Here is a 22834-nt window from a genome sequence, read left to right on the forward strand (position 1 = left end):
GGAGGGGGAAAGAAAATAAAAATTTCCCCTCCCCTTGCGGGAGGGGCTAGGGCTGGGGTTCTTATCTATCATTGCGAGAATCTAAAACAAAAACTAAAATTTTGAAACAAAAGGAGCAAAAAAATGAAAACGACAGATTCAAACACAAAAGCAAAAAAGCGCGTAGCCATTCAATTCTACGGCTATTTGCGTAGCTTCAAAGATTGCAGGGATAGCTTTTTTAAGCACCTTGTAGAGCCGATACGAAAGGCAGGATATGAAGTGGATATTTTTATGCACTCGTGGGATTTTGTGGAGGGGCGCGTTACTTCGTGGCACAGCGAAAAAACCACAGAAAATTTGCCCGAGCCTTTAAAAACACCACCAAAAGATGAGCTAACCGCACTTTATAATCTAAAAGGCATTTCCATTACGCCACAAGTGCAAAGTGCAGATGATGAGAAGTTTTTGGCGATTCGCTGGATAGAAAAATACCGCTACAAATCCCTTGCAAATGCGTATTTTAGCGTGTATAGCGCGAATCAACTGCGCCTAAATTACGAAGCGAAAAATGGCATAAATTATGATTTTGTCATCGTTACGCGCCCTGATTTATTTTGGCATAAGCCTTTTAGCTTGGATTTTTTGGGTGATGGGAGTTTGTGGGGTAAAAATCACAAAAATAAACTTTTTGGATTTTATAGCGTTATGGAGGGCGAACAAGCGGGGCTAGACTTGCTATATATGGCAAATCCGCGTGTGATAGATAAAATCGCAAATATTTATCCCACGCTAAATTACGAGAAGCTAAACAATGCAGATTTATTTAATCCCGAATCTGTGTTGCAAAATTTTATTTTAGATAATCGTGTGGAGTTGCTAAATATCAGCGGGTGGATTGCGCCTTTTGAAATTAAGCGCACAAAGGAATATTGGGATTTTCGAGTGCAAGAAACGCCTGAATCTATTACAACGCCTGAAACTATTACCATAAATCGCAAGGAATTTGATAGATTAAAGCGATTGGAGCATTTTAGTGGCTTTGCGCGCTACTACACAAACAAAAAAATCGCCATTTTACGCAAGAATACCCGCAAGTTTCGCTATCCTATCAAACGAATCTTTGGCTTTAAAACCGATAAAAATTAGGGGGTGAAAAATGTTTGAATATATCACACGCGAAAAATGCGCCGTTACGGGCGATACAGAGTTTGAATCGCTTTTTAGCTATGATTTTCCGCTATTTTGTGGTTGCACAGACGAATCACAAGAAAATGACATTATCGCAAAAATGGATTTTGTCATATCAAAGAAAAGCGGTGTGATTCAGCTAAAAAACCTTATCCCGCTTAATCTGCTCTACAAAAATGGACACGATGCGGGAGCGGTGGGAAATCTATGGGAAAAGCATCGCGCAGAATTTGCAGACTTTGTGATGAGTTTTGCGCTCAAAAATGTGCTAGAAATCGGTGGCGGACATAGCAAACTTGCGCTAAATTGCCTTAAAAAAGACGCGAATCTAAACTACACCATAATCGAGCCAAACCCCACAAAGCACGATAAAATCCACTATATAAATGGATTTTTTGGGCAAAGCGCATTGCCCGATAAATACGACTGCGTAGTGCATTCGCACCTTTTTGAGCATATTTACACGCCAAATGAATTTTTAAGCGAAATATATGAATGTCTATGCGATGATTTGTGTGGCGGGGCGCAAACGAGAGAGAGAGAGAGAGAGAGAGAGAGTAAGGCGCGAATGATTTTCTCCCTCCCAAATATGCAAAAATGGCTTTCAAATAAATTCACAAATACCCTAAACTACGAGCATACAATCTTTTTAAATGAATCAGTGATTGAATATTTATGCGCTAAAAATGGCTTTAAGATTTTGCAAAAGCGATATTTTGGGGAGCATAGTATATTTTTTGCGTGCGAAAAAATCGCAAATCGCGATAGCGTGAGCGAATCTAAAATCAAGCTAAAATCCCAATATACGCAAAATAAGGCGATGATTAGCGAATTTTTGGATTTTTATAAACGCAAGATTTTGGATTTGAATGCGATTTTAAAATCCACTAAAAAACCTGTGTATCTTTTTGGGGCGCATTTGTTTTCGCAATTTTTGCTTTATAATGGGCTAAATTGCGAAAAAATCATTAGCATTTTGGATAATAATAAAACAAAGCAGGGCAAAAGACTCTATGGGACGCGCTTTTTGGTAGAATCGCCACAAGTTTTACGCCACCAAAATGCTTTGCTTATCCTAAACGCAGGGGCATACACAGATGAAATCAAAAGCGATATTTTGGAAAATATCAATGCAAGGACAGAAATCGTGGGGTTGTAGCAAATGTAACATATTGGATTTTAGAGAGTTTTTGCGTGATATTGTTGCAAGTATTTTGCAAATCAAATTTTTCAAACAATATACAAAATTATCCACAAAATCTAAATCACCATTTTTATGTCAGGGTGGGAAGTCAAATAAGAATAGATTTCGTTTCGATATGCTTCGCTATCTACGCTCGCGCTTAAGCACATAGATACAAATTTTCCCTTTGATGATTTGTTTTTAGATTCTAGGCGATATGGGGTTTTTAGGATTTGGCTTACGGCTTCTTGGATTTTTGTTTCGCTATCCGCGATTATGCGGTATTCCCACGCGCAAGGATAGCTAATCTCTGGCTTGCCCTCTAGCACATTTGGCATTTTTGCAAAATCTATTTTTTTGGAATCAAAATCCGCCATCGCCTAGCTCCAAAAAGATTTTTTCTAAATGTTTGGGAATCGCCACAGGCTTTTGACTTGCCACATCGACATAGCCTAGACGCACTTGTGCGCTAAATATTTTTTCCTCATCAATGTTGTTATCTAGCTTTTTATCAAATGCTTGTTTTGATTTTGGTGGGAAATTTGCGCTTGTTTTATCGCTAGCAAATGTTTTTTCGTTAGTCCGCAAGTTAGATTGATTCGCAAAATCTAGCACGGTTACATTTGGAAGTTTATAAATCTCTTGAAGTAGCAAAATCTGCACTTTGCCTATTTTTAGAATTTGGGAGCGCACCTCACACATATCGCCAAGCCTTGCAAAGCCCAAAAATTTCGCTTGCAAATCGCTTACCACAAAGCCTGCGTTTGCTTCTTGTGGCAACATAGCGCGTGAGAAAAATAGCTCGCTTCGCGCTCGCTCGCAGTATTTTATGTAGTTTGTATGATAGAGGATACCGCCACAATCGGTGTCCTCATAGTAGATTCGTATCCGCATTTGGATTTTTTAAGTGGATTTTGATTATTTGGCATTGCTAAGATTGTCAAATCTCTAGTAGGCAAAGCTACTTTGCCCTAGCGTTCCTCTTTGATTCTAGCTGCCTTGCCTTTTCGATTACGCAAATAATACAGCCTAGCTCTGCGGACTTTCCCCACACGAAGCACTTGTATGCTCTCCAAACTCTCGCTATAAAGAGGGAAAGTTTTTTCTACGCCGACATTATTTGCGCCGATTTTGCGCACGGTAAAGGTGCTATCTACGCCATTTCCGCGAATACAAATGCAAACGCCCTCAAAATTTTGGATTCTGCTTTTTTCGCCCTCCACGATACGAATGCCTAACTTTATGGTGTCGCCCGCTTTAAATTGTGGGACTTTTTTATCGCCGATTTGGGCTTTTTCAAAACTCTCAATATATCGATTTTTCATTGACTATCCTTTCTTTTTGGGTTGTGTCTTGGTGTGGATTTTCCATTTTTCAAATAGATTTGGACGAAAATATCGTGTTTTACACACTGCCAAATCATTTTTTAAAACGCTGATTTTACTATGATTTCCCTTTGAATACACTGAAGGCGCACAAAAATTTATCAAATTTTGATTTTTTTGATGATTTTTGGGCAAAAAAGTGGAATCTAAATGTGTGGTTCGCGCTTTTGGATTTTGCTTTGTGGATTTAGATTCTTTGATATGTCGCGCAAAAACGGGAGCTTCAAGCAAAAATTCCTCAAAACTCTCGCCTTGCAAAGACTCGCTATTCCCAAGCACGCCTTTGATATTTCTAGCGATACTATCGCACATACAAAGTGCCGCTAGCTCGCCACCTGTAAGGATAAAATCCCCTATGCAAAAAACCTCATCAGCACACATCTCTATCGCCCTCTCATCAATCCCCTCATAACGCCCACAAACAAAAGCAATGTGCGATTTTTGCGCGAGCCTTTTTGCGTCATTTTGGGTAAATAATTTTGCGCAGGGGGAGAGAAAAATAATGTGTGGGGCGGGGGGTTTTGGGCTAGATTTTTTAGAGAGGGATTGTTGCAAATGCGCGGTTTGTGGGCTAAAATGTGGCGTTTGTGGGCAAGAATCTTGCAGATTAGTTTTGGTTTTAGATTGAAAAATAGGTTGCAAATTAGATTCTAAATTAGAAGTTATCAAATGTGGATTTTGTGGATTTGGATTTTTGGATTCTAGCGTGTCGATATTGTGCGCGTCTTTGTGCGCAATTTGAAACGCATTTTGGCGCGCATCGCGCACTCCAAAATCTAGCGCATTTTTTTGCAATGATTTAATCGCCCTGCTTAGCACCTCATAGCTTAGCACCTGCCCTGCCCCACCGCCTATTTGTGGCATATCCACGCTTTTATAAGCATTAGTCGCAAAATCTCGTATTTGTATGGTTTGAATGCTAATTAGCCCTTTTTCTAGCGCATTTTTTAAGATAGAATCGCAAAAATACCCCTCAATCATTTTAGGAAAAAGTGTCAAAAAACTAAAGTGCATAATAAGCCTTTTATCGTAAGGTTTGTGGATTTTTCCGTAATTTTCTCATACATATCGGCTAAGATTTTACTAACTTTGCTCCAAAATATCTTTAGCATTTTGGGTAAAAATCGCCCTTTTTTGCAAAGAAACTTCCAAAACAAATCTATCAATATATGGCACAAGAAAAGTTTTTGGTTTTGTAGATTTTGGGATTTTTTTAGTTTTTGTAGAGGTTTTGACAAAATCGCTCGTTTTATTTTGTAAAGTTTTTTTAGATTTTGCAATAGGATTTTTGATAAAAGATTCTAAAATAGCCTCCCTAGCCTCCACCACTAAATAATCAATATTTCCAATACGCTCAATATCACGCACCACGCCTAGATTTTCGCTATCTTGCATAATATCTAGCCCAACAATGTCAAAATAAAAAAACTCATCTTTTTTTAGCGTGCAATGCGCCCTGCTTTGCGCTTTTGTAGCGTATAACTCTGCATTTACATAGATTTTAGCTTTTTGTGCCGAGTCGATGCCGACAAACTCGATAAAATATTTATCTTTTTGCTTGATAAATGCTTTGATTTTTAGGCTATCAAACTTAGAATCTAAGTAGCTAAAACTAGCTTTGCTAGAATCCATTTTTTTATCAAAATCAATCGATTTTATATCGCTAGATTCTAGCAAGCTAGCGCGTTTTACGCACACTTCCTCGCCAGCCTCTGCGCAATGCGATAAAAACTCCGCAAAATCACTGCTAAGCCAAAAACAAAGCCTGCCTTTTAGCCCGACTGCTCGCCCTATTTTGCCGACTTGGACTAGCTCTTGTGTCTGTATCAATGTATCAAAAGTCAAAAATATTGACTTAATGTTCGTTATTTGGGTGGACGGTGATTTTATAAGTCAGCCCATCTTTTGCCTTGCACCCAGATACAAATGTCTTTAGCGCGGCAATCATTTTGCCCTCTTTGCCGATGACTCGCCCCATATCTTGCACCCCTACAAACACATCAAGCAATCTTAGATTTTCATCTTTTACCAAACGGCTTTCTACCGCTACTTGCTCAGGGTATGCCACGATTTTTTTTACATAACTCTCTAGGAATTTTTCTATCATTTTTCTGCTCTTTATTTGTAGTATTTTTTTATGATTTTGCGAAGTGATTTAGTAGCTTAAATTGATTTTAAAAACCCCGTTTTATTTTTTTAAGATTTTTGCTTGTTTAAGATTTTGCAACCCAAAAACTTTGCAAAAATACAAAACTAGCAAACCTACTAACAAACTCCCTGCAAACCCTCTGCAAACTCCGCCACTCCCCAATCTCCACTTCCCCCAAATACAAAATCTATTAGCTTTTTACACTTGATAGTTTTTCTACTCGCTCGCTCATCTTTGCGCCCACGCCTTTCCAATACGCCAATCGCTCAGAATCGATTTTAATAACTGCTGGCTTTGAGAGTGGATTATAATACCCGATAGATTCTATCCAGCCACCATCGCGTCTTTTGCGAGAATCCGTTACCACCACACGATAAAAAGGCTTTTTTTTGCGTCCCATTCGCGTTAGTCGTATGACCGTTGCCATTGTTGCTCCTTAAGATAAAATAAGATTTTAGATAAACAAAAACGCAAATTATAGCAAATAATTTGCCTAGTTTTACTTGAAATTTATCGTATTTTTCTCTCAAATACCACAATCTCCAAAACCCAAAAACCATAAAAAATACGAAAAATATAAAAAAATTTGCCGTTTTTTTTTTTTTGTTTCTACATTCTTAACAAAAAATAGATACTTTTTGATTACGCTTATATTTTAGCTTTTTAGCTAGATAAAGACGCACTTATGAAGTTTTGTAAAAAACTTTTGGCAACCTATAAAAGTTGCAAAAAAAGTTTTCTTAACCGATACTTCAAATACTACAAAAACGGGGAGCGTGTCAAATGGACATAAAAGACATCAAAACCATTCAAGAAAGCATAAGTAGCAACGAAAATCAAGTCGAGCGTATCAAAATCGGCATTGTATGTTTTTTTATGCTTGGAGTTGTGATTATCGCGCTTTTAGGGTATTCTACACAGCCACTTTTATTAGCGTTTGCAGCCCTTGTGGGTGCGTATATGGCGATGAATATCGGCGCAAATGATGTCGCAAACAATGTAGGACCAGCTGTTGGCTCAAAAGCGATTACCCTCACAGGAGCGATTATCATCGCTGCGATTTGTGAGGCGAGCGGAGCGATACTCGCAGGTGGCGATGTCGTAAGCACGATAAAATCTGAAATCATATCCCCCGACAAAATAGAAACGACTGAAATCTTTTTGTTTGTTATGCTTGCCGCGCTTTTATCAGGCGCGATTTGGGTGCATTTAGCCACGATTTTGCGAGCACCTGTATCCACCACGCACGCTATCGTGGGTGGTGTGCTAGGAGCGGGAGTAGTCGCAGGTGGCATAGCTGCGGCAAATTGGTGGGTGTTAGGAGGCATAGCACTTAGTTGGATTATTTCTCCTGTGCTAGGTGGTTTTATCGCGGTTGCTTTTTTGGTGTTTATCAAACGAACTATCACTTACAAAGAGGACAAAAAAGAAGCAGCAAAAAGAGTTGTCCCTCTCTTAGTGTTTGCGATGAGCTGGGCATTTGGGGCGTATCTTTTGCTAAAAGGATTTTCTAAGCTATATTCTTTTAGCGCGGTTGAAGCGGTGATTATTTCACTTATCGTGGCGATTGTGGTGTATTTTGTTACCACCCCTTTTATCCGCAAAAAAGCCTCCACACTCCAAAACACCAAAGAATCCATAAACACGCTTTTTACCATTCCTTTGATTTTTTCGGCTGGCTTGCTTAGCTTTGCACACGGCGCAAACGATGTGGCAAACGCCATAGGACCTCTTGCAGCGATAAATGAAGCACTAAGCGGTGGTGGCGTAGGTAGCAAGGCTAGCGTGCCATTTTGGATTATGTTTATAGGTGGACTTGGGATTTCGCTAGGGCTAGCCCTATATGGACCACGACTAATCAAAACCGTAGGCAGTGAAATCACCGAGCTAGATAGAATGCGTGCGTTTTGTATCGCTATGAGCGCGGCTCTTACGGTGCTTTTAGCTAGTGCGTTAGGATTGCCTGTTAGCTCCACACATATCGCTATTGGCGCGGTTATCGGAGTGGGATTTTTGCGCGAATACATTAAAGGGCGATATTTTGAAATGTGCGAGCAAATCATCAAAGCACACAAAGGCAAAGACCAAAAAACAGCAGAAGAGTTTCTAAAAGCGTTTGCCAAAGCAAGCGTCAAAGTCAAAGCGCAAATGCTTGAAAGTCTAAAAACAAAAAGCACAAATTTTGAGCTAACAAGCAAGGAAAAAAAAGAACTCAAAAAATTCTACAAACACGAGCTAGTCAAACGCAGTGAGATAAATCGTATCATTGCTTCTTGGATCATTACCGTGCCTGCTTCTGCGGTGCTTGGTGGGTTTGTGTTTATCGTGTTTAAAGTGATTTTTATTGATAGCTAGAATCTTTGCTTATAAAATGGATTTTGGTTTGGGGAGGGGTTTTGCTTTTTTAAGATTTTTTTAGATTTTATAGATTTTTTTGATTGCATAATGCAAGTGTTGTGGCTACGAAATCAAAAATTCCAAAATCTAAATTTTGCATTCTAAAATCTACATTCTAAAAACCACCTATCAAAATCCACTTGCAAATCCCGCTTATTTATCGCTTAGCACAAATCCCACACGCTAGGATTTCCACGACAATGAAAATGTGCTGCCCTCCCCCACTTTGCTTTGCACTTCTATATCTATGCCATATTTTTTGGCGATTTCTCCTACCAAAGATAGCCCGATACCAAATCCACCCTTATCATCATTAAACCTCTTATACCGCTGAAATATCACATTTAAATCTTTAGATTCTATCCCATAGCCACTATCTGTGATTTCTAGCGTGGCGTAAATGTCGCCATTTTGGGCGTTTGCTTGCGTGCGTAGATTTATGCAGATTTTGCCACCTTTGTGGTTATATTTGATGGCGTTTGATAGTAGGTTATCTAGCATTATGGTGATTTCATCTTTATTTGCGTAGATTTTGCATTTTTCTAACGCCATTTTATCCACGCTCGCCCCTTTATCCACGCTAGATTCCGCATTAGATTCCAGTTTAGATTTTAGATTAGATTCTAGCGTGATATTTTTTTGTGTCAAAAGCGCGGAAAAATACTCCACGCGCTCATTTATAAGAGTCGCTATATCGATAGATTCTAGCGCGTTTTTGCCCTCATAGAAATTTAGAAAAATTAGATTTTGATACATTTGGTGCAAATTTTTGGCAGATAGTTTTATGTGGTGTAGTCGCTTTTTGTTTGCTTCGCTAAGGTTTTGCGTGTCAAATTTTTGCACGCTCATAAGGATTACACTTAGAGGGGTATTTACCTCGTGGGTAGTGTCTTTGATAAATCGCTCTAGGTGTTTGATTTGGGATTTTATCGGGCGCAGAGATAGCCTCACAAGCCCGTAAGCCACGATAGCTATAAAGCTTAGGGATAATAGCATAAGCCCGATTGTCTCTAAGCGGATAGATAAAATCTCTTTTTGGATAGATTCTATCTCTTTTAACTCGCTAAATTTTGCGCTGCCAAAACCATTGCTAAAAAAATCACTGCCAATCTCTACTGCCTCTCCTTGTAAGATAAAAATCCAGCCCTGCCTATCAAGGTATTTTGATACTTCTTTAGGCAGTTTGCTTGCTCCAAGCGGATGTCGAAAAAGCATATCCAAATTTTTATTGCGCGAAAAATTTACAAAGATATATGGTTTATAATGCAAAAACCCATCGCGGTTTAAAAAAATTTCAGGGATAGATTCTAGCCTTACGCCTAAATCACTATAAACCACTCCTAGATTCTCATCTAGCAGGGCAAATGGCGAATTTATCTCGTTTTTTATTTCGCGCAAAAATTCTAACAATAAGGGCGAAATCTCATCACTTGGTTTAAAATATTGCATATCTTGCATTGTCATTTTTGCATTTTGCGTGTGCTGTTTTGCTTGTAGATTTTGGGCTTGATTTTGCATCTGAAGTTTGGATAAAAACTCCATATTTTCCCTCTGCCTATCTTTGTCTTTTATTTTTTCTAGCTCCTCTTTTTGTTTGTTTTCCTCATATATTTTTTGTGCAAAAGCAAGATTATGTCTTTGCAAATTTTTATGTCTTTTTTCCTCTTTTTTGTGTATATCTCGCCGTTTTCCTTTCGTGGTTTTAAAATCCCTCTTTGCCATTGCTGTTGCGATTTGGACAAAATCATTTCGCATTTGTATGGATTGCTGTGCGCGTAAATTATGCAATTCACGCTTATACATCATCAAAAATATGATTCCTAAAAAACAAACCGAAGTCCCCAAATACAAAAGCAAAATCTTATAAGTCGTGCTTGTGAGAATATCGCTAGATTTTATGGATTTGGTATTAGATTTTATAGCAAATTTTTGTGGGAGGATTTTTAAAAAATTTGGTATAAAATCTACTCTAAACGACTTTTTTGTCGCGCAAAAAATCGTGCAGATTTTTTCACGCAATGCCTCTAAAATCTTACCCCACATAGCAATATCCCCTATGTCTTTGCGTGGCGATACTCTCACTCCCTAGCACTTTTCGCAAATTTTTAATATACACGCGCAAAGCCATATTTGTAGGGGTTTCATCATAGCCCCATACGCGCTCAAAAATCTCATCTTGGCTGACAAATTTTCCTTTATTTTGCAGTAGCAGACATAGCAATTCTCGCTCTTTATTGGTAAGGGAGATTTCTTTTTTGCTTGTTTTTTCAAAAAGACTTTTTTGCAAAATATCAAAGCAAAATCCATTTTCTAGCTCCAAAATCTCGCTATTTTGATGCGCAAAAGACCGTTTTAGCAAAGAATCCACCCTCAAAAGCAACTCATCTATATCAAAAGGCTTTCGCAAATAATCATCACAGCCCGCTACAAATCCCTGCTTTAAATCCTCTATCATTGAAAGCGAGGTAAGAAAAATGCTAGGGGTATTTTTGCCAAGACTTCGTAGCTCTTTTAGCACTTCAAAGCCATTGCCTAGAGGGACTTTGACATCAAATATCCATAAGTCAAATGACTGCTCATACGCTGTATTTAGCGCGCTTTGTGCATCTTCGCATAGCGTGATTGCATAGCCTTTTTGGGATAGCTCATCGCGCAGCATTTCTCCTAGCAATAGATCATCTTCTAAAAGCAAGATTTTTACGCCTTTTTTTGCCATTTGATTCCTTGTTTGTGGGTTTTGTCTTATTGATTTTTATGTATCGACATTGCAAAGTTTAGCGACACAAAGTCGCTAAAGTTAAGTCGCAATGATTTGCGATAATGTGCAATGATAATACACGGCTAGATTTTGACAATGGCATTTTACAATTTTTTACAAAATCTTAATAAATGCCAAAATCTGTCAAAATCTACTTTTGCAAGCAAATTTGCCTAAGCAAAAATCCTAATCATCAAAATCAAAGCCCTTAAATTTGCCTTTGTGGTGTTTGCGCTCCGCTTTTGCGCCGACTTCATTGCAATCTTTGTAAATGACTTTTAGCCCTGATGCTCTTATTTGCGCTCCTGTCATAGAATCTGTCCTTGCTTGCATTGCTTTGCAAGAATCTATTGCGCGTTTTTGCGCTTGCTCGGCTTTTAGCTTAGCAAATGCGTTGTGCCTAGATTGTTTAATCGCGTGTTTAAATGCTTTTGCCTCTTGATAAGGCTTGGCATTTATCCGCTTTTTTACCTCGATTATCAAGTCTGGCTCATCGCTTGGAGCGACATTGCCTGCGAGATTTATCAGCTCATCATCACTTTTGCTAGAAAAATCCGCCCCAAACGCTACGCCACCAAAAAGCCCAAAAACACCAAAAAAACTTGCGAGAAAAAATGCTCGCCCAAAAAAACTACTTCTCATACGATCTCCTTTGTTTTGAGAAATTTTGTCGTTTATGTTTGTGGCTAAACTAGATTTTAGTCCCATAAAACAAAGCATAAACAAAACAACGAAATTCTAAAAAAACAACATAAAATGAGCGTGAAAAATTTGTTTTTAAAATCATATATTTACTATTTTTGCTTTTATCGGTATTTATGATATGTGAGAGTTTTTGCACTCATCACAAATGCGTATAAAAATCGCATATATCACGCTTACAAGGCAAGTAAGGGCATAAAATTTTTGACAAAAAAAAAAAAAAACGATATATAATTTCGCCTTCATAAATCTAAATACACTAAAGGACAAAAAAATGACACAACATACTTCACTTCACACATTACAAAAACTCTCACTAGCTATATCTTTGCTAGCATTTAGCGCAGGGGTAAATCTAGTCGCAAATCCACTAAAAAAAGCTCCATTAAGCGAGGCAGAATCAACACAGGCATTTAACTCCTGCGTAATCAAAAAAGATGATAACGCCTGCCAAAAGCTAATCAACAACAGCGCTCAAACCATAGAAGAATGCACCAAATCCACTTGCAATGATATGGGGCTAATCTACCAAAACGCAGGATTTCAAAACAAAGCGATTGGGTATTTTAAAAAGGCAATCGATTTAGGCGATACTCGCAGCTATCACAACCTAGCATTGCTATATAAAGCGATGGGAAATATCCCTCAAGCAAAAAAATACTACGAATTAGCCATTAGCAAAAACCACTTTGGCGCAAGGCTAAATCTAGGCTCACTTTATTATGAGCAAAAAGATTTTAGCAATGCCCTAAAACACTTTGAAATCGCTTGCACTCAAGGAAGCGCGGAAGCAAAAATGATAGCCTGCCATAATTTAGCTGTGATGTATGATAATGGCGAGGGGGTAAAAAACGACTATCAACAGGCGTATAAATACTACAAAATCGCGTGTGATTTAAACTACGGCTATGCGTGCAACAATCTAGGCGTGCTATATGCAAATGGCTATGGCACTACACAAAATCTAGGCAAGGCAATAGAGCTATATGGCAAAGCCTGCAAATACGCCTGCAACAAAGGCTGCCAAAACTACAAAACGATGAATAAATAGAGCTTTTTTTAGCTTGCAATCAAACATTTGTTTCGCTAACAACCACAAGCAGTAGCTAGTATGCAAAGCATAGATTAAACAAATTTATAAGTCTATAAGCAAAGCATCTCAAAATCTAAAAAACACAAACAGAGATATTTCGGGCTTTGCCCCTCAATATGACAAAATTCAATCATCATTGCGAGACTTTCGCAGGAAGTCGTGGCAATCCATTGTTAGTTTTTTTGCAAAAAGCGTGTTTTTTAGTATTTTATAGCGATAGATTGCCACGCAGATTTTGACAAATCCGCTCGCAATGACGGAAACAAAATCCTTGCTACAATGACGGCGTGATTTTGGATTGCCACGCAAAATCTAATAATTTTCTAAAAAAACTGCGCTTTGCTTGTTTTGCTCGCAATTATGAGCATAAATCAACCACACTTCAAATGGTTACTATGAATTAGCCCAAGTAAAATCCCTTGCGATAAAGTAGGGGGTTTTAAAACTTCAATATGCAAAAAAATGATGATAAAAAAACGATAAAAAACAACCATAAAAAACGATGATAAAAATAATGGCTAATTATACGGCGGGTAAAATATAAAGTGGCTCGCAGGGCGAAGTAAAAAGAGAAATATCTAGCTTGCAAGGGAATCTAAAATCAAAGAGAGAATCAAAAATGACTTTAGGTTGGTTTGTTGGTTTTTTTGTAGATATTATGCTAGATTTTGTTGTGGTAGCACAGCCACAATCCACAAAATCCGCAGAATCTACGCAATAATTTTTATCCATATTTTGTGCCATATTTGAAATACTTGTTTCTAAACTAGAATCCAAAAATACGCATTCTATATTTTTGTCCCGCTTTATAAAATACCTTTTCCCATACGCAAAAATCGCCACATCGCCAAGCAAAGCAAAACTATCACAACTATGTAGCCTCACACCCTCCATTACCGCTAGCGTATGCAAAAAAGTGTGTGCTAGCTTTAGTGCGCTTAGATTGCCCGGACCGCGTGCATAATACACCGCCGAAATGTCAATTCTTTTTTCTTGCAATTCACACTGCATACTATGCAAGCAATCCAAAATCTTGCCCTCTTTTTTTGCTTCAAAAAAAAGTTCCCTATCTTTATAAACCGCATAATACATAGGCGAGTTTATGCAAAGCAATGCAAGTTCATATATATGTTTTTTTGATTGTGTAGATTGTGTAGATTTTGTCATTTGCGTTGCCTTTTTAGCGTTTATTTTTTCATAGATTTTGATGATTTATGGCTACTTAAGCACGCAAAAACTTAGTTTTTCGTGCAAAGCTATTGCTAGAATATTAGTTCTCTAGCAAGATTCCATCATTATCTAATTTTAGCTCTAGCACGCGAAGTTTTTTAAATCTCTCGCTTAGCTCGCTAAAAAGTCGCTTAGAATCCTCCTCAAAGCATAGATTTAAAAAGCTAGAGCCACTGCCAGATAGCGTGCTTAAAATCGCGCCATTTGCTAGGGCGCATTTTTGCACGGCAAATAGCACGGGGGTAGAGCGCATTCTACGCTCTTGGTGGAATCTATCTCTGCTAGCATAGCGCAAAAAATCCCATTTTTCTTGCATTATAGAGGCGACTAGAAGTGAGGCGTGGGAGAGATTATAAACTGCGTCATTAAAGCTGTATTTTTTAGGTAGGCTTTGGCGAGACATTTTTGTAGAAGTGCTTCGCTCGGGGATAACCATAATCGCACGCAAATAATTAGGCATTTTATGCTTAATGTGCAAGACTTTTCCCCTTTCCTTGCCCTCGCCTAGCATTGCGACATTTAGCCCACCAAAAGTCGCAGGTGTGATATTATCAGGGTGATGCTCATAATACAACGCCTTTTGCACGATACAATCCCTATCAAGTGGCAAGTCTAACGCCCTATATGCCGCGCTAATCGCGCCTATGATGATAGCAGAGCTAGAACCCATACCGCGAGAAATGGGAATCTTATTTTGAAAAACAAAGCGATATTTTGGATTTTCATCGCCACCGCTTAGGATTTTTATGGTTTTATAAAACACCCTAACAAACATATTATCCGCGATAAATCGCTTTACCCCCGCCCCCTCGCCATAAATCTCTATGCTTGTCTCTTTTGCAGGGTGCAAGCAAAATTCATTACGAAAATCTAGGCTAAGTCCTAGCACATCTAAGCCCGAGCCTAGATTTGCGCTCGTAGCTGGCACGGTGATACAAAAAGCAGAATTTATAGGCATTTGTGGATTCTCCGTCTTGTTTTTGGGTGTTTTTGTAGTTTTGTATATGTTTGTTTAGAAAAAATCCGTGAAAAAAGTGATAAAAATAGATAAAAAATGTAAGTCAAAATAAACGCACATTATAACGCATTCTTTTACAAATCTTAGATAAGATTGACAATATCTCTAAATCTAAGGATACCAAATGAAACGCACAACAAACAAAGACATAACACCTAACCCAAAAACAAACACCAAATCTATGCACTACCCAAAACGCGTAATTGCCACACCAAAACGCATAATCGCAACGAAAGAAGCATTATCCCTCATAAAAAATTTGCAAAGCCAAAATGGCGAAATCATATTTGTCCAAAGTGGCGGATGCTGTGAGGGTAGCGTGCCGATATGCACGCTAAAGAGTGATTTTATGCTAGGGGATTGCCATATATTGCTAGGAAATATTGGAGGGGCGGATTTTTACTTGCACCAAAGTTTGCAAGAATACTACAAAAGCACACAGCTAATCATCAACGCAAAAGAGGGAAATGGCAATGAATACTCGCTAGAATACGGCAGTGGCTTTGCTTTTGAGCTAAATCTTAGGCTTTTTAGCGATGAGGAAATGGCGATTTTTGGAGATTTTAGCTAGGATTTTGGTGGTTTTGACTAGTTTATAAAAATCGCTAGATTGCAAATATGGTTTGTAAATGTCGCAAGCAAATGCGCAATAAATCTTAAAATCTTGTTTTTTAGTTGCTACATATTATCAAGTAAAATCAAAGTTAAAATCTATGGATATTTGAAAAAATGGTATTGTTTTTGCTAGCTAAAGCGCATAAAAAACCTATAAGGAATTACACCAAATGAGGCTAAAAAGACTTTTAGCGATATGGGCAAACGCGCTTTTTGTTACGATTTGTGTGGCGTTTGGAGCGAGTGAAGTCCGCATTGATAATGCACCTGCAAGTTCGTTTGCAGATGGATTTAAACGCGGGCTTATCTATGGACACGCGGGGCTACTTTTTCAGCAGTCTATCGGCGCAAACCCATACTCCACTTATGGCGATATAAATCTAAGTCTAGGCTATGAGACAAGGCGTTTTATGGGCTATAAATTTGGCGCAGAAATGTGGATAGTGCCCAAACTATACGAAGCAAATACGGGGGATTTTGCTCGCTCGCAGACTTATTTTGAAGTCCCACAGATTTATGCGGATTTTTACAATGAATATGAAAGCTTTGGTGGAATCATCGGGCGATTTAAAACCGATGAAGATTGGATAACAAACTACACAGAGGGTTTAAGCGCAAGCTATGATAGAGTCAAAAATCTATCACTAAATTTTACTTGGGCATTGCGAAATGCGTTTTTTACGAATTATTTTGCGCAAAATTTTCAAAATTTTGGCGACTATCAAAGTGGCAAAATCGGTGGTTTTAGTGGCGGGGCATTTCTTTTTCGCGCAGATTTTGCTATCCCTCAAGCTTCCATCACGCTAAGCCCGTATCTTTATATGGTGCCAGATTTTTTTGTCGCCCCGGGTCTAAAAACAAAGCTAGATTTACCTATCAATCAAAAACTTTTTTTTAGAGCGTTGATTCATCTAACCTCCTATGTAGGCGTAGGCAAGCAGGCTAGCTCCACAAGTGGCGGGGGTGGAGGAATCATTTGGGGGGAAGCACAGATTGATTGGGGGAGGTTTGTGCTAGCGGGGCAAGAATGGCAGAGCTTCCTTACCGCAGGGGTTGGCATCATAAATACCCCAAGTAAAGGTGCGCTATATATTGATAGTTTTGGGCAAAATACGCCATTTGAGAGGGCTGATGGCATTTTTTATTACAATTCCACCACGCCTTATGCGTTTGTCTCGGTAAATCTTTGGAAATATGTGAGTTTATATGGAGCGTTTCGCACAAGCATTGTTTCAAGCAATGAAACCGTGCTAAATTGGGAGGGTAGAGTAGATTTTCGCCCTATCAAAAATGTCTTGCTAGGAGCTAGCGCACTAGGTGTGAATAATTCTGTAAATATACGAAACAATCGCGCTGTGCCAACTAGATTTGGTCCAAGCGGGGACTATACGATATTTCGCGGATATGTGGAGTATAAATTTTAGATTTTGCGACAAAAACGCGTTTTTTTATACGCGTCTTTTAAGAATAGCAACAATGTAGATTTATTTGTTTTGTAGCAAAAATTTGCAAGGCTAGATTTTTGATAAGTCTAGGTTTTACAAGGTTTAGATTTTGCAAGGTGAAATTTTTGCAAGAATAAGTTTTATGAGGCTAGATTTTACAAGGAGTCAAAAATGGAAAAATTAGTCAAATTTTACAAAATCTATGCGATAGCCTTAGTCGCGCTAATCGCCATAGCTAGCGTAATCTATCGCGTTGTAAATGGAGCTACTGAAGTGGGATTTGGCGGAATGGTAGCGTTATTTGGGCTGTTGCTGTGGTTGCCTATATTTGTATATGGGACTTTTGTGTATCTACCAAGCAGAATCTACAAAAAATTTCAATGCACAAAAGAGGAGCAAAGAGATTTTATCGTGTTTGAAAATACCGCGTTTGAAATGCTTTATTATTTATGTTTGTTTGTGTTAGCATTTGTCGCAGTGGTGGTAATAAAAGGGATTTTATAGGATTTTATTGTTGATTTTATGTCGTTTTTTGTCGTTGTGTAGTTTTTGTGCTAGCAAATTTTGCATTTGCAACGATAAAATCCACATTTTCATTATGTTTGGGATTTTAAGTTTGCCAAATGCGAAAAATCCGCGACAAGCACAAAATCTAGCAAAATCTAGCAAAATCTAAAACGCAGTTATGATTTTGCCACATATCTCATAGGGCATATTTCATAGATAAATTATCATAAATCCTCGCAAAATCTATTAAAAGGTTTTTCTTTGTGTCGATTCTAGTCTTGTCAAAGGCAAGGATGCCTTTAGACTTAAATCCCAAAAAGGAGTTTCACAATGGCTTTCCAAATTAACACGAATGTGATGGCGCTAAACGCCCATGTGCAAGGTGTAGGAACACAATGGAATCTCAAGAACTCTCTTGAGAAACTTAGCTCAGGTCTTCGTATCAACAAGGCAGCTGATGATGCTTCTGGTATGATTATCGCGGACTCTTTGCGCACTCAAGCAAGCGCGCTAGGACAAGCTATCCAAAACACAAACGAGGGTATGGGTATTATCCAAATCGCCGATAAAGCGATGGACGAAATGCTTAAAATCCTTGATACTGTGAAAACAAAAGCTATCCAAGCAGCCCAAGATGGACAAACTTCCGTTTCTCGCAAAGCGATTCAAAACGACATTATCCGTTTGGTGCAAGGGCTAGATATGGTGGGTAATACTACCGCTTACAACGGACAAGCTCTTTTGTCTGGACAATGGACGAACAAAGAATTCCAAGTAGGTGCGTATTCAAACCAATCTATCAAAGCCTCTATCGGTGCGACTACTTCAGACAAAATTGGGCAAGTCCGCCTAGAAACAGGTGCGATGATTACCGCTGCTGGCGAAGTGGCTATCAAATTCCGCCAAGTAGATGGTGTAAATGATGTCCAGCTAGAGTCTGTCAAAATCTCTCACACCGCTGGCACAGGGCTAGGAAACCTAGCAGAAGTCATCAACAAAACTGCTGACAAAACAGGTATCCGCGCTAATGCTGTCGTGCTATCTACTTCAGACCAAGAAATCCAAGCAGGCGATTTGATGGGCGTTGTCATCAATGGATTCTCGCTAGGCGATATTCAAGGCATCAAGCAAGCTGATAGCGATGGACGACTTGTCCAAGCATTTAACGCTGCGACTGCTGAAACAGGTGTTGAAGCATTTGCGGATAATGAAGGACGACTAAACTTGCGCTCTATCGATGGACGCGGTATTGTCGTGCAAGCTGGCACTCCAAAAGGTGGCAAAAATAGCACTGCTCCCGTAGCTATCCAAAAAATGAATGGGCAAAACCTAACAGGTCCGGGTTCAGTGAATTATGGTAGATTGGCACTTGTGCGACAAGATTCTCGCGATATCCTTGTATCAGGGACAGGTGCGCTTGCTTCCACAGGATATGCTCCCGGACAAGCCGTAGCTGAAACCGTTGTTAATCTACGCGATGTGCTAGGGCTATTTAAAGAAGATGCTCGCTCTGCCGCTGGTGCGAATGAAAACAACGCCGCTGTGGCTAGAAACCAAGTGCTAGGCGCAGGTGTTACCACGCTTAGAGGTGCTATGGTGGTGATTGACATCGCAGATTCTGCGACAAAGACACTTGATAAAATCCGCGCTGACTTAGGTTCTGTGCAAGGGCAAATGATTGTAACCGTAAATAACATTTCTACTACACAAGTGAATGTCAAAGCGGCTGAAAGTGGAATCCGCGAAGTGGATTTTGCTAAAGAATCAACCGAATTTAACAAATGGACGATTCTTGCGCAATCTGGTAGCTACGCGCTAAGTCAAGCAAACGCAGCACAACAAAATCTATTAAGGCTTCTATCTTAAAGATTTTGGCTAAAATTGCTAGATTTTAGATTCTAGTGGCTTTAGCGGTGTTTTTGCTTCTTTAAGCTAGCCTAGTTTGCCTAAAAGTTTTAAAAGACTTTTTAGCAAGCAAAGGCTAGCTTTTTTATTGTCTATTTTTATAACTTTTACAAACTCTTTACTAGCTTTTTTCAAAAATTTATTATAATTTTATCACTTCATTACCCTCACCTTAAGGAGCATCTAAAATGGCAAAATCTAGCATAAAATCAAATGCAAAATCAAATCTAAAATCTAGCATAAACCCCCGCTCAAAATCTAGCCACAAAATAGATTCTATCGATTCTCACCAAAGCACCCAAAAATCAAAATCCATAAAAAAGGTAGTCCTTGCCTACTCTGGCGGGCTTGATACAAGCGTGATTCTCAAATGGTTGGGTGATAATTATGGCTGTGAAGTATTCACTTTCACCGCAGACATTGGGCAGGGCGAGGAAGTCGAGCCCGCACGAGCAAAGGCTCTCAAACTCGGCATAAAAAAGCAAAATATTTTTATCGAGGATTTGAGAGAAGAGTTTATAGCAGACTTTGTGTTTCCAATGTTTCGGGCAAATGCAATCTATGAGGGCGAATACCTGCTAGGCACGAGTATTGCTCGCCCGCTTATCGCCAAGCGACTTGTCGAAATCGCCAAAAAAGTCGGTGCAGATGCCATAGCGCACGGCGCGACAGGCAAGGGAAATGACCAAGTGCGCTTTGAAATCGGGGCTTACGCGCTAAACCCAGACATAAAAGTCATCGCTCCGTGGCGCGAGTGGGACTTAAATAGTCGCGAGAAACTTCTCTCTTACGCACAAAAAGCGGGTATTGAAATCGAAAAAAAGGCAAATAAATCGCCTTATTCAATGGACGCAAACCTGCTCCACATAAGCTATGAAGGGCAGATTCTCGAAGACCCAAATGTCGCGCCTGAAGAGAGTATGTGGCGGTGGAGTGTGAGTCCTAAAAATGCGCCTGATACGCCACAAATCATCACCATTGAGTTTGAAAAAGGCGATGGCGTAGCAATCGATGGCAAAAAGCTAAGCCCCGCGAAATTTTGGGAAAAACTCAACGAACTAGGGAGCAAAAATGGAATCGGGCGACTTGACTTAGTCGAAAATCGCTATGTGGGAATGAAATCGCGTGGCTGCTATGAGACGCCCGGCGGGAGCATCTACCTCAAAGCACACCGCGCCATAGAATCTCTCACCCTCGATAGAGAAGAGGCACATCTCAAAGACTCCATAATGCCAAAATACGCCGAGCTTATCTACAATGGCTATTGGTTTAGCCCCGAGCGAGAGGCACTCCAAGCCCTCATCGACAAGACACAGCAACGCGTAAATGGGCAAGTGCGCCTAGAACTCTACAAGGGCAATGTTACGATTTTAGGGCGCAATTCGCGCAATTCGCTCTTTAACGCCGCGTATAGCACATTTGAGGAAGATTGCGTCTATGACCAAAAGGACGCTGCGGGCTTTATCAAGCTAAACGCATTGCGCTTCATCATCGCAGGCAAGGCAAAGTGTAAAAAATAAGTAAAATTCTATATGCGTAGATTTTAGTTGGGATTTGGTGTGCTATAATCGCACGCTAAACCAACTGAAACCAACATTAACTAGGATACGCTAATGCCACGCGCTAACAAAAATACAACCGCCCAACAACCCCACCTCACAGAATCTCCCCACAAGAAACAACCCCAAAACAATCAACAATCCACGCCCAAAATCCCGCATAAGCCAAAGCCCAAAATCGAAGCTGTGTGTGATTTTTTGTGCCGTTATTCTAGCGCATTGCTTAGCAATGGCGCATACACTTCGCGTATCATCAAATGCACGGAGCGAATCGGCAAGGCGTGGGGCTATGAAGTGCATTTAAGCGTGTTTTTGAAATACATTACTATAAATATCACCGATGCGCACAACTACGATAACCGCCGAACTCAAGTCATAAACAACGCGCCACTACGGGCAAATCTCGCGCTCATCTCCAATCTAAGTGCGCTAAGCTGGCAAATCCACGATGAACACCTAAGCCTAAAAGAAGCCCAAAAATCCTTTGATTACACCCTTTCTCAAAAGCGACTCTCCGCTGTGCTAGGCGTGTTTATCATTAGTCTTGGTAATGCGGCGTTTTGTCGGCTTTTTGGCGGGGATTTGGGAGCGTTGCTTTGCATTTTTGCGGGGACTTTTGTGGGGATTTTGGTGCGCCATTTTTGCCACAAAATCCATCTTGATTCTCGAGCGCAGTATTTGCTATGCTCATTTATCGTGTCTTTTACGGCGTATATCGGCGTGTGGCTGGGGCTCTCTGCCACGCCTGATATAGCTATCGCGGGGAGTATCCTCTATCTTATCCCGGGCGCGCTTATCATCAACGCCTTTGTGGATATTATCCACGAAAACACGCTAATGGGAATCTCACGCACCATAAATATGGCAGTGGCGATGATTTGCCTTGCAGCAGGGGTGTTTATCACGCTTAGCATTTCCAAAATCAATATTTTGTGATGGGGTTTGTGCCATTGCCACGCATAAGGCGCAAAAACCTAACATATTTACAAGTAAATAAAGTAAAATCTCAATCCACATAAGGAATCTAAATGCCAACGCTAAATCCACTGCTAGAATCTGACGCCATAGAATGCGCTCATAAAGGCAAAATCCTGCTTCAATCAAGCACAAAAGATTTAATGTGCGTGCAAGATTCTAGTGGCAATGACGCTGGAATGATAAGTTTGCAAGACTTAGCAAATGCCACCATTGTGGGCTGCACGAATAATATCGCAGGTGTGCCTAGCCCTTGCACGAAATTAGTCAATATCCCAAACTCTATTTGCTCCACATTACTAGAAATAAACAATCAAAAAATAGTCCTAGCCCAAGCAATCTCTCAAGTCCTAACAGATAAAGGCTCACCGCTAGTCTTGCAAGGTGAGCCAAAAGCAAAGGATATTTTCGAGCTAGATGAGGATATAGCAGGATTTGATAACACGCAAAATGGCAACGAGAACGCAGAAACTATCAGCGAATCTAACGAATCTAATGCAGAATCTAACTCAAAATCAAACACAGATTCTAGCAATTCACAATCCACGCAAGATTCACAAAAAAAATATTAGAAATGTATTTTAGCTATGGGGAGGAAATGATACGATTAGAGGACAATGATTCAAGGCATAGCAATGATATGAATCTGCATATCGTTACGAGTGGGTATGAGGATAATGAGCAAATAGAAATAGAGGTTAAAACACAAAGCGAAATTTTTATCATAAACGCTACAATACGCG

24 protein-coding genes are annotated in these 22834 nt (G+C 39.6%); 12 read left to right on the plus strand and 12 right to left on the minus strand.

The annotated features are described in order from the left end of the window. Positions 1–123 precede the first annotated feature (123 nt). Together ACWIX0_RS03905 and ACWIX0_RS03910 are read left to right on the plus strand one after the other, a co-directional pair. Positions 124–1128 carry a hypothetical protein gene (locus tag ACWIX0_RS03905; RefSeq protein ID WP_454172119.1) on the plus strand — a complete coding sequence of 335 codons (1005 nt, stop codon included), beginning with the start codon at positions 124–126 and terminating at the stop codon, positions 1126–1128. 10 nt (positions 1129–1138) lie between these two features. Further along, entirely contained in the window at positions 1139–2329 is a 1191-nt protein-coding gene (locus ACWIX0_RS03910; protein ID WP_454172121.1) for a class I SAM-dependent methyltransferase, read from the plus strand. Positions 2330–2430: 101 nt separating this feature from the next. Here ACWIX0_RS03910 and ACWIX0_RS03915 read toward each other — a convergent pair whose 3' ends face one another. The 7 genes from ACWIX0_RS03915 to rpsP all read right to left on the minus strand — a co-directional run bounded on the left by ACWIX0_RS03915 (position 2431) and on the right by rpsP (position 6314). Continuing rightward, positions 2431–2730: an HP0495 family protein gene (locus ACWIX0_RS03915; protein ID WP_454172123.1), complete on the minus strand. Its 300-nt coding sequence runs from the start codon at positions 2728–2730 to the stop codon at positions 2431–2433. Further along, on the minus strand, positions 2717–3247 hold the full coding sequence (locus ACWIX0_RS03920; protein WP_454172125.1) for a YbgC/FadM family acyl-CoA thioesterase: 531 nt from the start codon (positions 3245–3247) through the stop codon (positions 2717–2719). The genes ACWIX0_RS03915 and ACWIX0_RS03920 overlap by 14 nt, the downstream gene beginning before the upstream one ends. A gap of 77 nt (positions 3248–3324) precedes the next feature. Further along, entirely contained in the window at positions 3325–3678 is a 354-nt protein-coding gene (rplS, locus tag ACWIX0_RS03925) for a 50S ribosomal protein L19 (protein ID WP_454172126.1), read from the minus strand. 3 nt (positions 3679–3681) lie between these two features. Beyond that, positions 3682–4752 (minus strand): hypothetical protein, encoded by a 1071-nt coding sequence (locus ACWIX0_RS03930; protein WP_454172128.1) that lies wholly within the window; start codon positions 4750–4752, stop codon positions 3682–3684. Positions 4753–4821: 69 nt separating this feature from the next. Continuing rightward, positions 4822–5583, minus strand: coding sequence for a ribosome maturation factor RimM (gene rimM, locus ACWIX0_RS03935; protein WP_454172130.1), 762 nt, complete (start codon positions 5581–5583; stop codon positions 4822–4824). A gap of 10 nt (positions 5584–5593) precedes the next feature. Next, positions 5594–5845, minus strand: a complete 252-nt coding sequence (locus ACWIX0_RS03940; RefSeq protein WP_454172132.1) for a KH domain-containing protein — start codon at positions 5843–5845, stop codon at positions 5594–5596. A gap of 232 nt (positions 5846–6077) precedes the next feature. Beyond that, positions 6078–6314, minus strand: a complete 237-nt coding sequence (rpsP, locus tag ACWIX0_RS03945) for a 30S ribosomal protein S16 (RefSeq protein WP_454172133.1) — start codon at positions 6312–6314, stop codon at positions 6078–6080. 356 nt (positions 6315–6670) lie between these two features. Between rpsP and ACWIX0_RS03950 the strand changes: the two genes are divergently transcribed. Next, positions 6671–8242 carry an inorganic phosphate transporter gene (locus ACWIX0_RS03950; protein WP_454172135.1) on the plus strand — a complete coding sequence of 524 codons (1572 nt, stop codon included), beginning with the start codon at positions 6671–6673 and terminating at the stop codon, positions 8240–8242. 225 nt (positions 8243–8467) lie between these two features. Here the strand turns inward: ACWIX0_RS03950 and ACWIX0_RS03955 are convergent, their stop codons facing one another. From ACWIX0_RS03955 to ACWIX0_RS03965, 3 genes are all read right to left on the minus strand, one after another. Continuing rightward, a complete protein-coding gene (locus ACWIX0_RS03955) occupies positions 8468–10366 on the minus strand; it encodes an ATP-binding protein (RefSeq protein ID WP_454172137.1) in 1899 nt (632 codons plus the stop codon). After that, on the minus strand, positions 10317–11000 hold the full coding sequence (locus tag ACWIX0_RS03960; protein ID WP_454172139.1) for a response regulator transcription factor: 684 nt from the start codon (positions 10998–11000) through the stop codon (positions 10317–10319). The genes ACWIX0_RS03955 and ACWIX0_RS03960 overlap by 50 nt, the downstream gene beginning before the upstream one ends. 228 nt (positions 11001–11228) lie before the next feature. Next, a complete protein-coding gene (locus ACWIX0_RS03965; RefSeq protein ID WP_454172140.1) occupies positions 11229–11684 on the minus strand; it encodes a DUF1104 domain-containing protein in 456 nt (151 codons plus the stop codon). 334 nt (positions 11685–12018) lie between these two features. Between ACWIX0_RS03965 and ACWIX0_RS03970 the strand changes: the two genes are divergently transcribed. Continuing rightward, positions 12019–12795, plus strand: a complete 777-nt coding sequence (locus ACWIX0_RS03970) for a tetratricopeptide repeat protein (RefSeq protein WP_454172142.1) — start codon at positions 12019–12021, stop codon at positions 12793–12795. A gap of 564 nt (positions 12796–13359) precedes the next feature. Here ACWIX0_RS03970 and ACWIX0_RS03975 read toward each other — a convergent pair. Together ACWIX0_RS03975 and thrB are read right to left on the minus strand one after the other, a co-directional pair. Continuing rightward, a complete protein-coding gene (locus tag ACWIX0_RS03975) occupies positions 13360–14004 on the minus strand; it encodes a hypothetical protein (RefSeq protein ID WP_454172144.1) in 645 nt (214 codons plus the stop codon). A 103-nt stretch (positions 14005–14107) separates the two neighbouring features. Beyond that, complete coding sequence (gene thrB, locus ACWIX0_RS03980; RefSeq protein WP_454172146.1) at positions 14108–15025, minus strand: homoserine kinase; 918 nt, start codon at positions 15023–15025, stop codon at positions 14108–14110. Between the two features lie 184 nt (positions 15026–15209). On the opposite strand from thrB, the gene ACWIX0_RS03985 reads away from it, so the two are divergent. The 8 genes from ACWIX0_RS03985 (at position 15210) to ACWIX0_RS04020 (ending at position 22663) form a co-directional block, all read left to right on the plus strand. After that, positions 15210–15656, plus strand: a complete 447-nt coding sequence (locus tag ACWIX0_RS03985) for a DUF779 domain-containing protein (protein ID WP_454172148.1) — start codon at positions 15210–15212, stop codon at positions 15654–15656. A 214-nt stretch (positions 15657–15870) separates the two neighbouring features. Next, complete coding sequence (locus ACWIX0_RS03990; RefSeq protein WP_454172150.1) at positions 15871–17124, plus strand: Opr family porin; 1254 nt, start codon at positions 15871–15873, stop codon at positions 17122–17124. Positions 17125–17316: 192 nt separating this feature from the next. Beyond that, complete coding sequence (locus tag ACWIX0_RS03995; RefSeq protein ID WP_454172152.1) at positions 17317–17649, plus strand: hypothetical protein; 333 nt, start codon at positions 17317–17319, stop codon at positions 17647–17649. Between the two features lie 28 nt (positions 17650–17677). Then, positions 17678–17821, plus strand: coding sequence for a hypothetical protein (locus ACWIX0_RS04000; RefSeq protein ID WP_454172154.1), 144 nt, complete (start codon positions 17678–17680; stop codon positions 17819–17821). 161 nt (positions 17822–17982) lie between these two features. Then, the gene (locus tag ACWIX0_RS04005) at positions 17983–19518 is read left to right on the plus strand and encodes a flagellin A (protein ID WP_454172156.1); all 1536 of its coding nucleotides are present in this window, start codon (positions 17983–17985) and stop codon (positions 19516–19518) included. A 227-nt stretch (positions 19519–19745) separates the two neighbouring features. Next, positions 19746–21077: an argininosuccinate synthase gene (locus ACWIX0_RS04010; protein ID WP_454172158.1), complete on the plus strand. Its 1332-nt coding sequence runs from the start codon at positions 19746–19748 to the stop codon at positions 21075–21077. Between the two features lie 93 nt (positions 21078–21170). Continuing rightward, complete coding sequence (locus ACWIX0_RS04015; RefSeq protein WP_454168201.1) at positions 21171–22052, plus strand: threonine/serine ThrE exporter family protein; 882 nt, start codon at positions 21171–21173, stop codon at positions 22050–22052. Positions 22053–22144: 92 nt separating this feature from the next. Then, the gene (locus ACWIX0_RS04020; protein WP_454172159.1) at positions 22145–22663 is read left to right on the plus strand and encodes a hypothetical protein; all 519 of its coding nucleotides are present in this window, start codon (positions 22145–22147) and stop codon (positions 22661–22663) included. The last annotated feature ends 171 nt before the right edge of the window (positions 22664–22834 follow it).

The sequence above is a fragment of the Helicobacter sp. T3_23-1059 genome (assembly GCF_053654515.1).

Bases quoted from the DNA above. Each gene is read 5' to 3' on its own strand.
- ACWIX0_RS03905 (WP_454172119.1), top strand. From the start codon at position 124: ATGAAAACGACAGATTCAAACACAAAAGCAAAAAAGCGCGTAGCCATT.
- ACWIX0_RS03910 (WP_454172121.1), top strand. From the start codon at position 1,139: ATGTTTGAATATATCACACGCGAAAAATGCGCCGTTACGGGCGATACA.
- ACWIX0_RS03915 (WP_454172123.1), bottom strand. From the start codon at position 2,730: ATGGCGGATTTTGATTCCAAAAAAATAGATTTTGCAAAAATGCCAAAT.
- ACWIX0_RS03920 (WP_454172125.1), bottom strand. From the start codon at position 3,247: ATGCGGATACGAATCTACTATGAGGACACCGATTGTGGCGGTATCCTC.
- rplS (WP_454172126.1), bottom strand. From the start codon at position 3,678: ATGAAAAATCGATATATTGAGAGTTTTGAAAAAGCCCAAATCGGCGAT.
- ACWIX0_RS03930 (WP_454172128.1), bottom strand. From the start codon at position 4,752: ATGCACTTTAGTTTTTTGACACTTTTTCCTAAAATGATTGAGGGGTAT.
- ACWIX0_RS03940 (WP_454172132.1), bottom strand. From the start codon at position 5,845: ATGATAGAAAAATTCCTAGAGAGTTATGTAAAAAAAATCGTGGCATAC.
- rpsP (WP_454172133.1), bottom strand. From the start codon at position 6,314: ATGGCAACGGTCATACGACTAACGCGAATGGGACGCAAAAAAAAGCCT.
- ACWIX0_RS03950 (WP_454172135.1), top strand. From the start codon at position 6,671: ATGGACATAAAAGACATCAAAACCATTCAAGAAAGCATAAGTAGCAAC.
- ACWIX0_RS03960 (WP_454172139.1), bottom strand. From the start codon at position 11,000: ATGGCAAAAAAAGGCGTAAAAATCTTGCTTTTAGAAGATGATCTATTG.
- ACWIX0_RS03965 (WP_454172140.1), bottom strand. From the start codon at position 11,684: ATGAGAAGTAGTTTTTTTGGGCGAGCATTTTTTCTCGCAAGTTTTTTT.
- ACWIX0_RS03970 (WP_454172142.1), top strand. From the start codon at position 12,019: ATGACACAACATACTTCACTTCACACATTACAAAAACTCTCACTAGCT.
- ACWIX0_RS03975 (WP_454172144.1), bottom strand. From the start codon at position 14,004: ATGACAAAATCTACACAATCTACACAATCAAAAAAACATATATATGAA.
- thrB (WP_454172146.1), bottom strand. From the start codon at position 15,025: ATGCCTATAAATTCTGCTTTTTGTATCACCGTGCCAGCTACGAGCGCA.
- ACWIX0_RS03985 (WP_454172148.1), top strand. From the start codon at position 15,210: ATGAAACGCACAACAAACAAAGACATAACACCTAACCCAAAAACAAAC.
- ACWIX0_RS03990 (WP_454172150.1), top strand. From the start codon at position 15,871: ATGAGGCTAAAAAGACTTTTAGCGATATGGGCAAACGCGCTTTTTGTT.
- ACWIX0_RS03995 (WP_454172152.1), top strand. From the start codon at position 17,317: ATGGAAAAATTAGTCAAATTTTACAAAATCTATGCGATAGCCTTAGTC.
- ACWIX0_RS04005 (WP_454172156.1), top strand. From the start codon at position 17,983: ATGGCTTTCCAAATTAACACGAATGTGATGGCGCTAAACGCCCATGTG.
- ACWIX0_RS04010 (WP_454172158.1), top strand. From the start codon at position 19,746: ATGGCAAAATCTAGCATAAAATCAAATGCAAAATCAAATCTAAAATCT.
- ACWIX0_RS04015 (WP_454168201.1), top strand. From the start codon at position 21,171: ATGCCACGCGCTAACAAAAATACAACCGCCCAACAACCCCACCTCACA.
- ACWIX0_RS04020 (WP_454172159.1), top strand. From the start codon at position 22,145: ATGCCAACGCTAAATCCACTGCTAGAATCTGACGCCATAGAATGCGCT.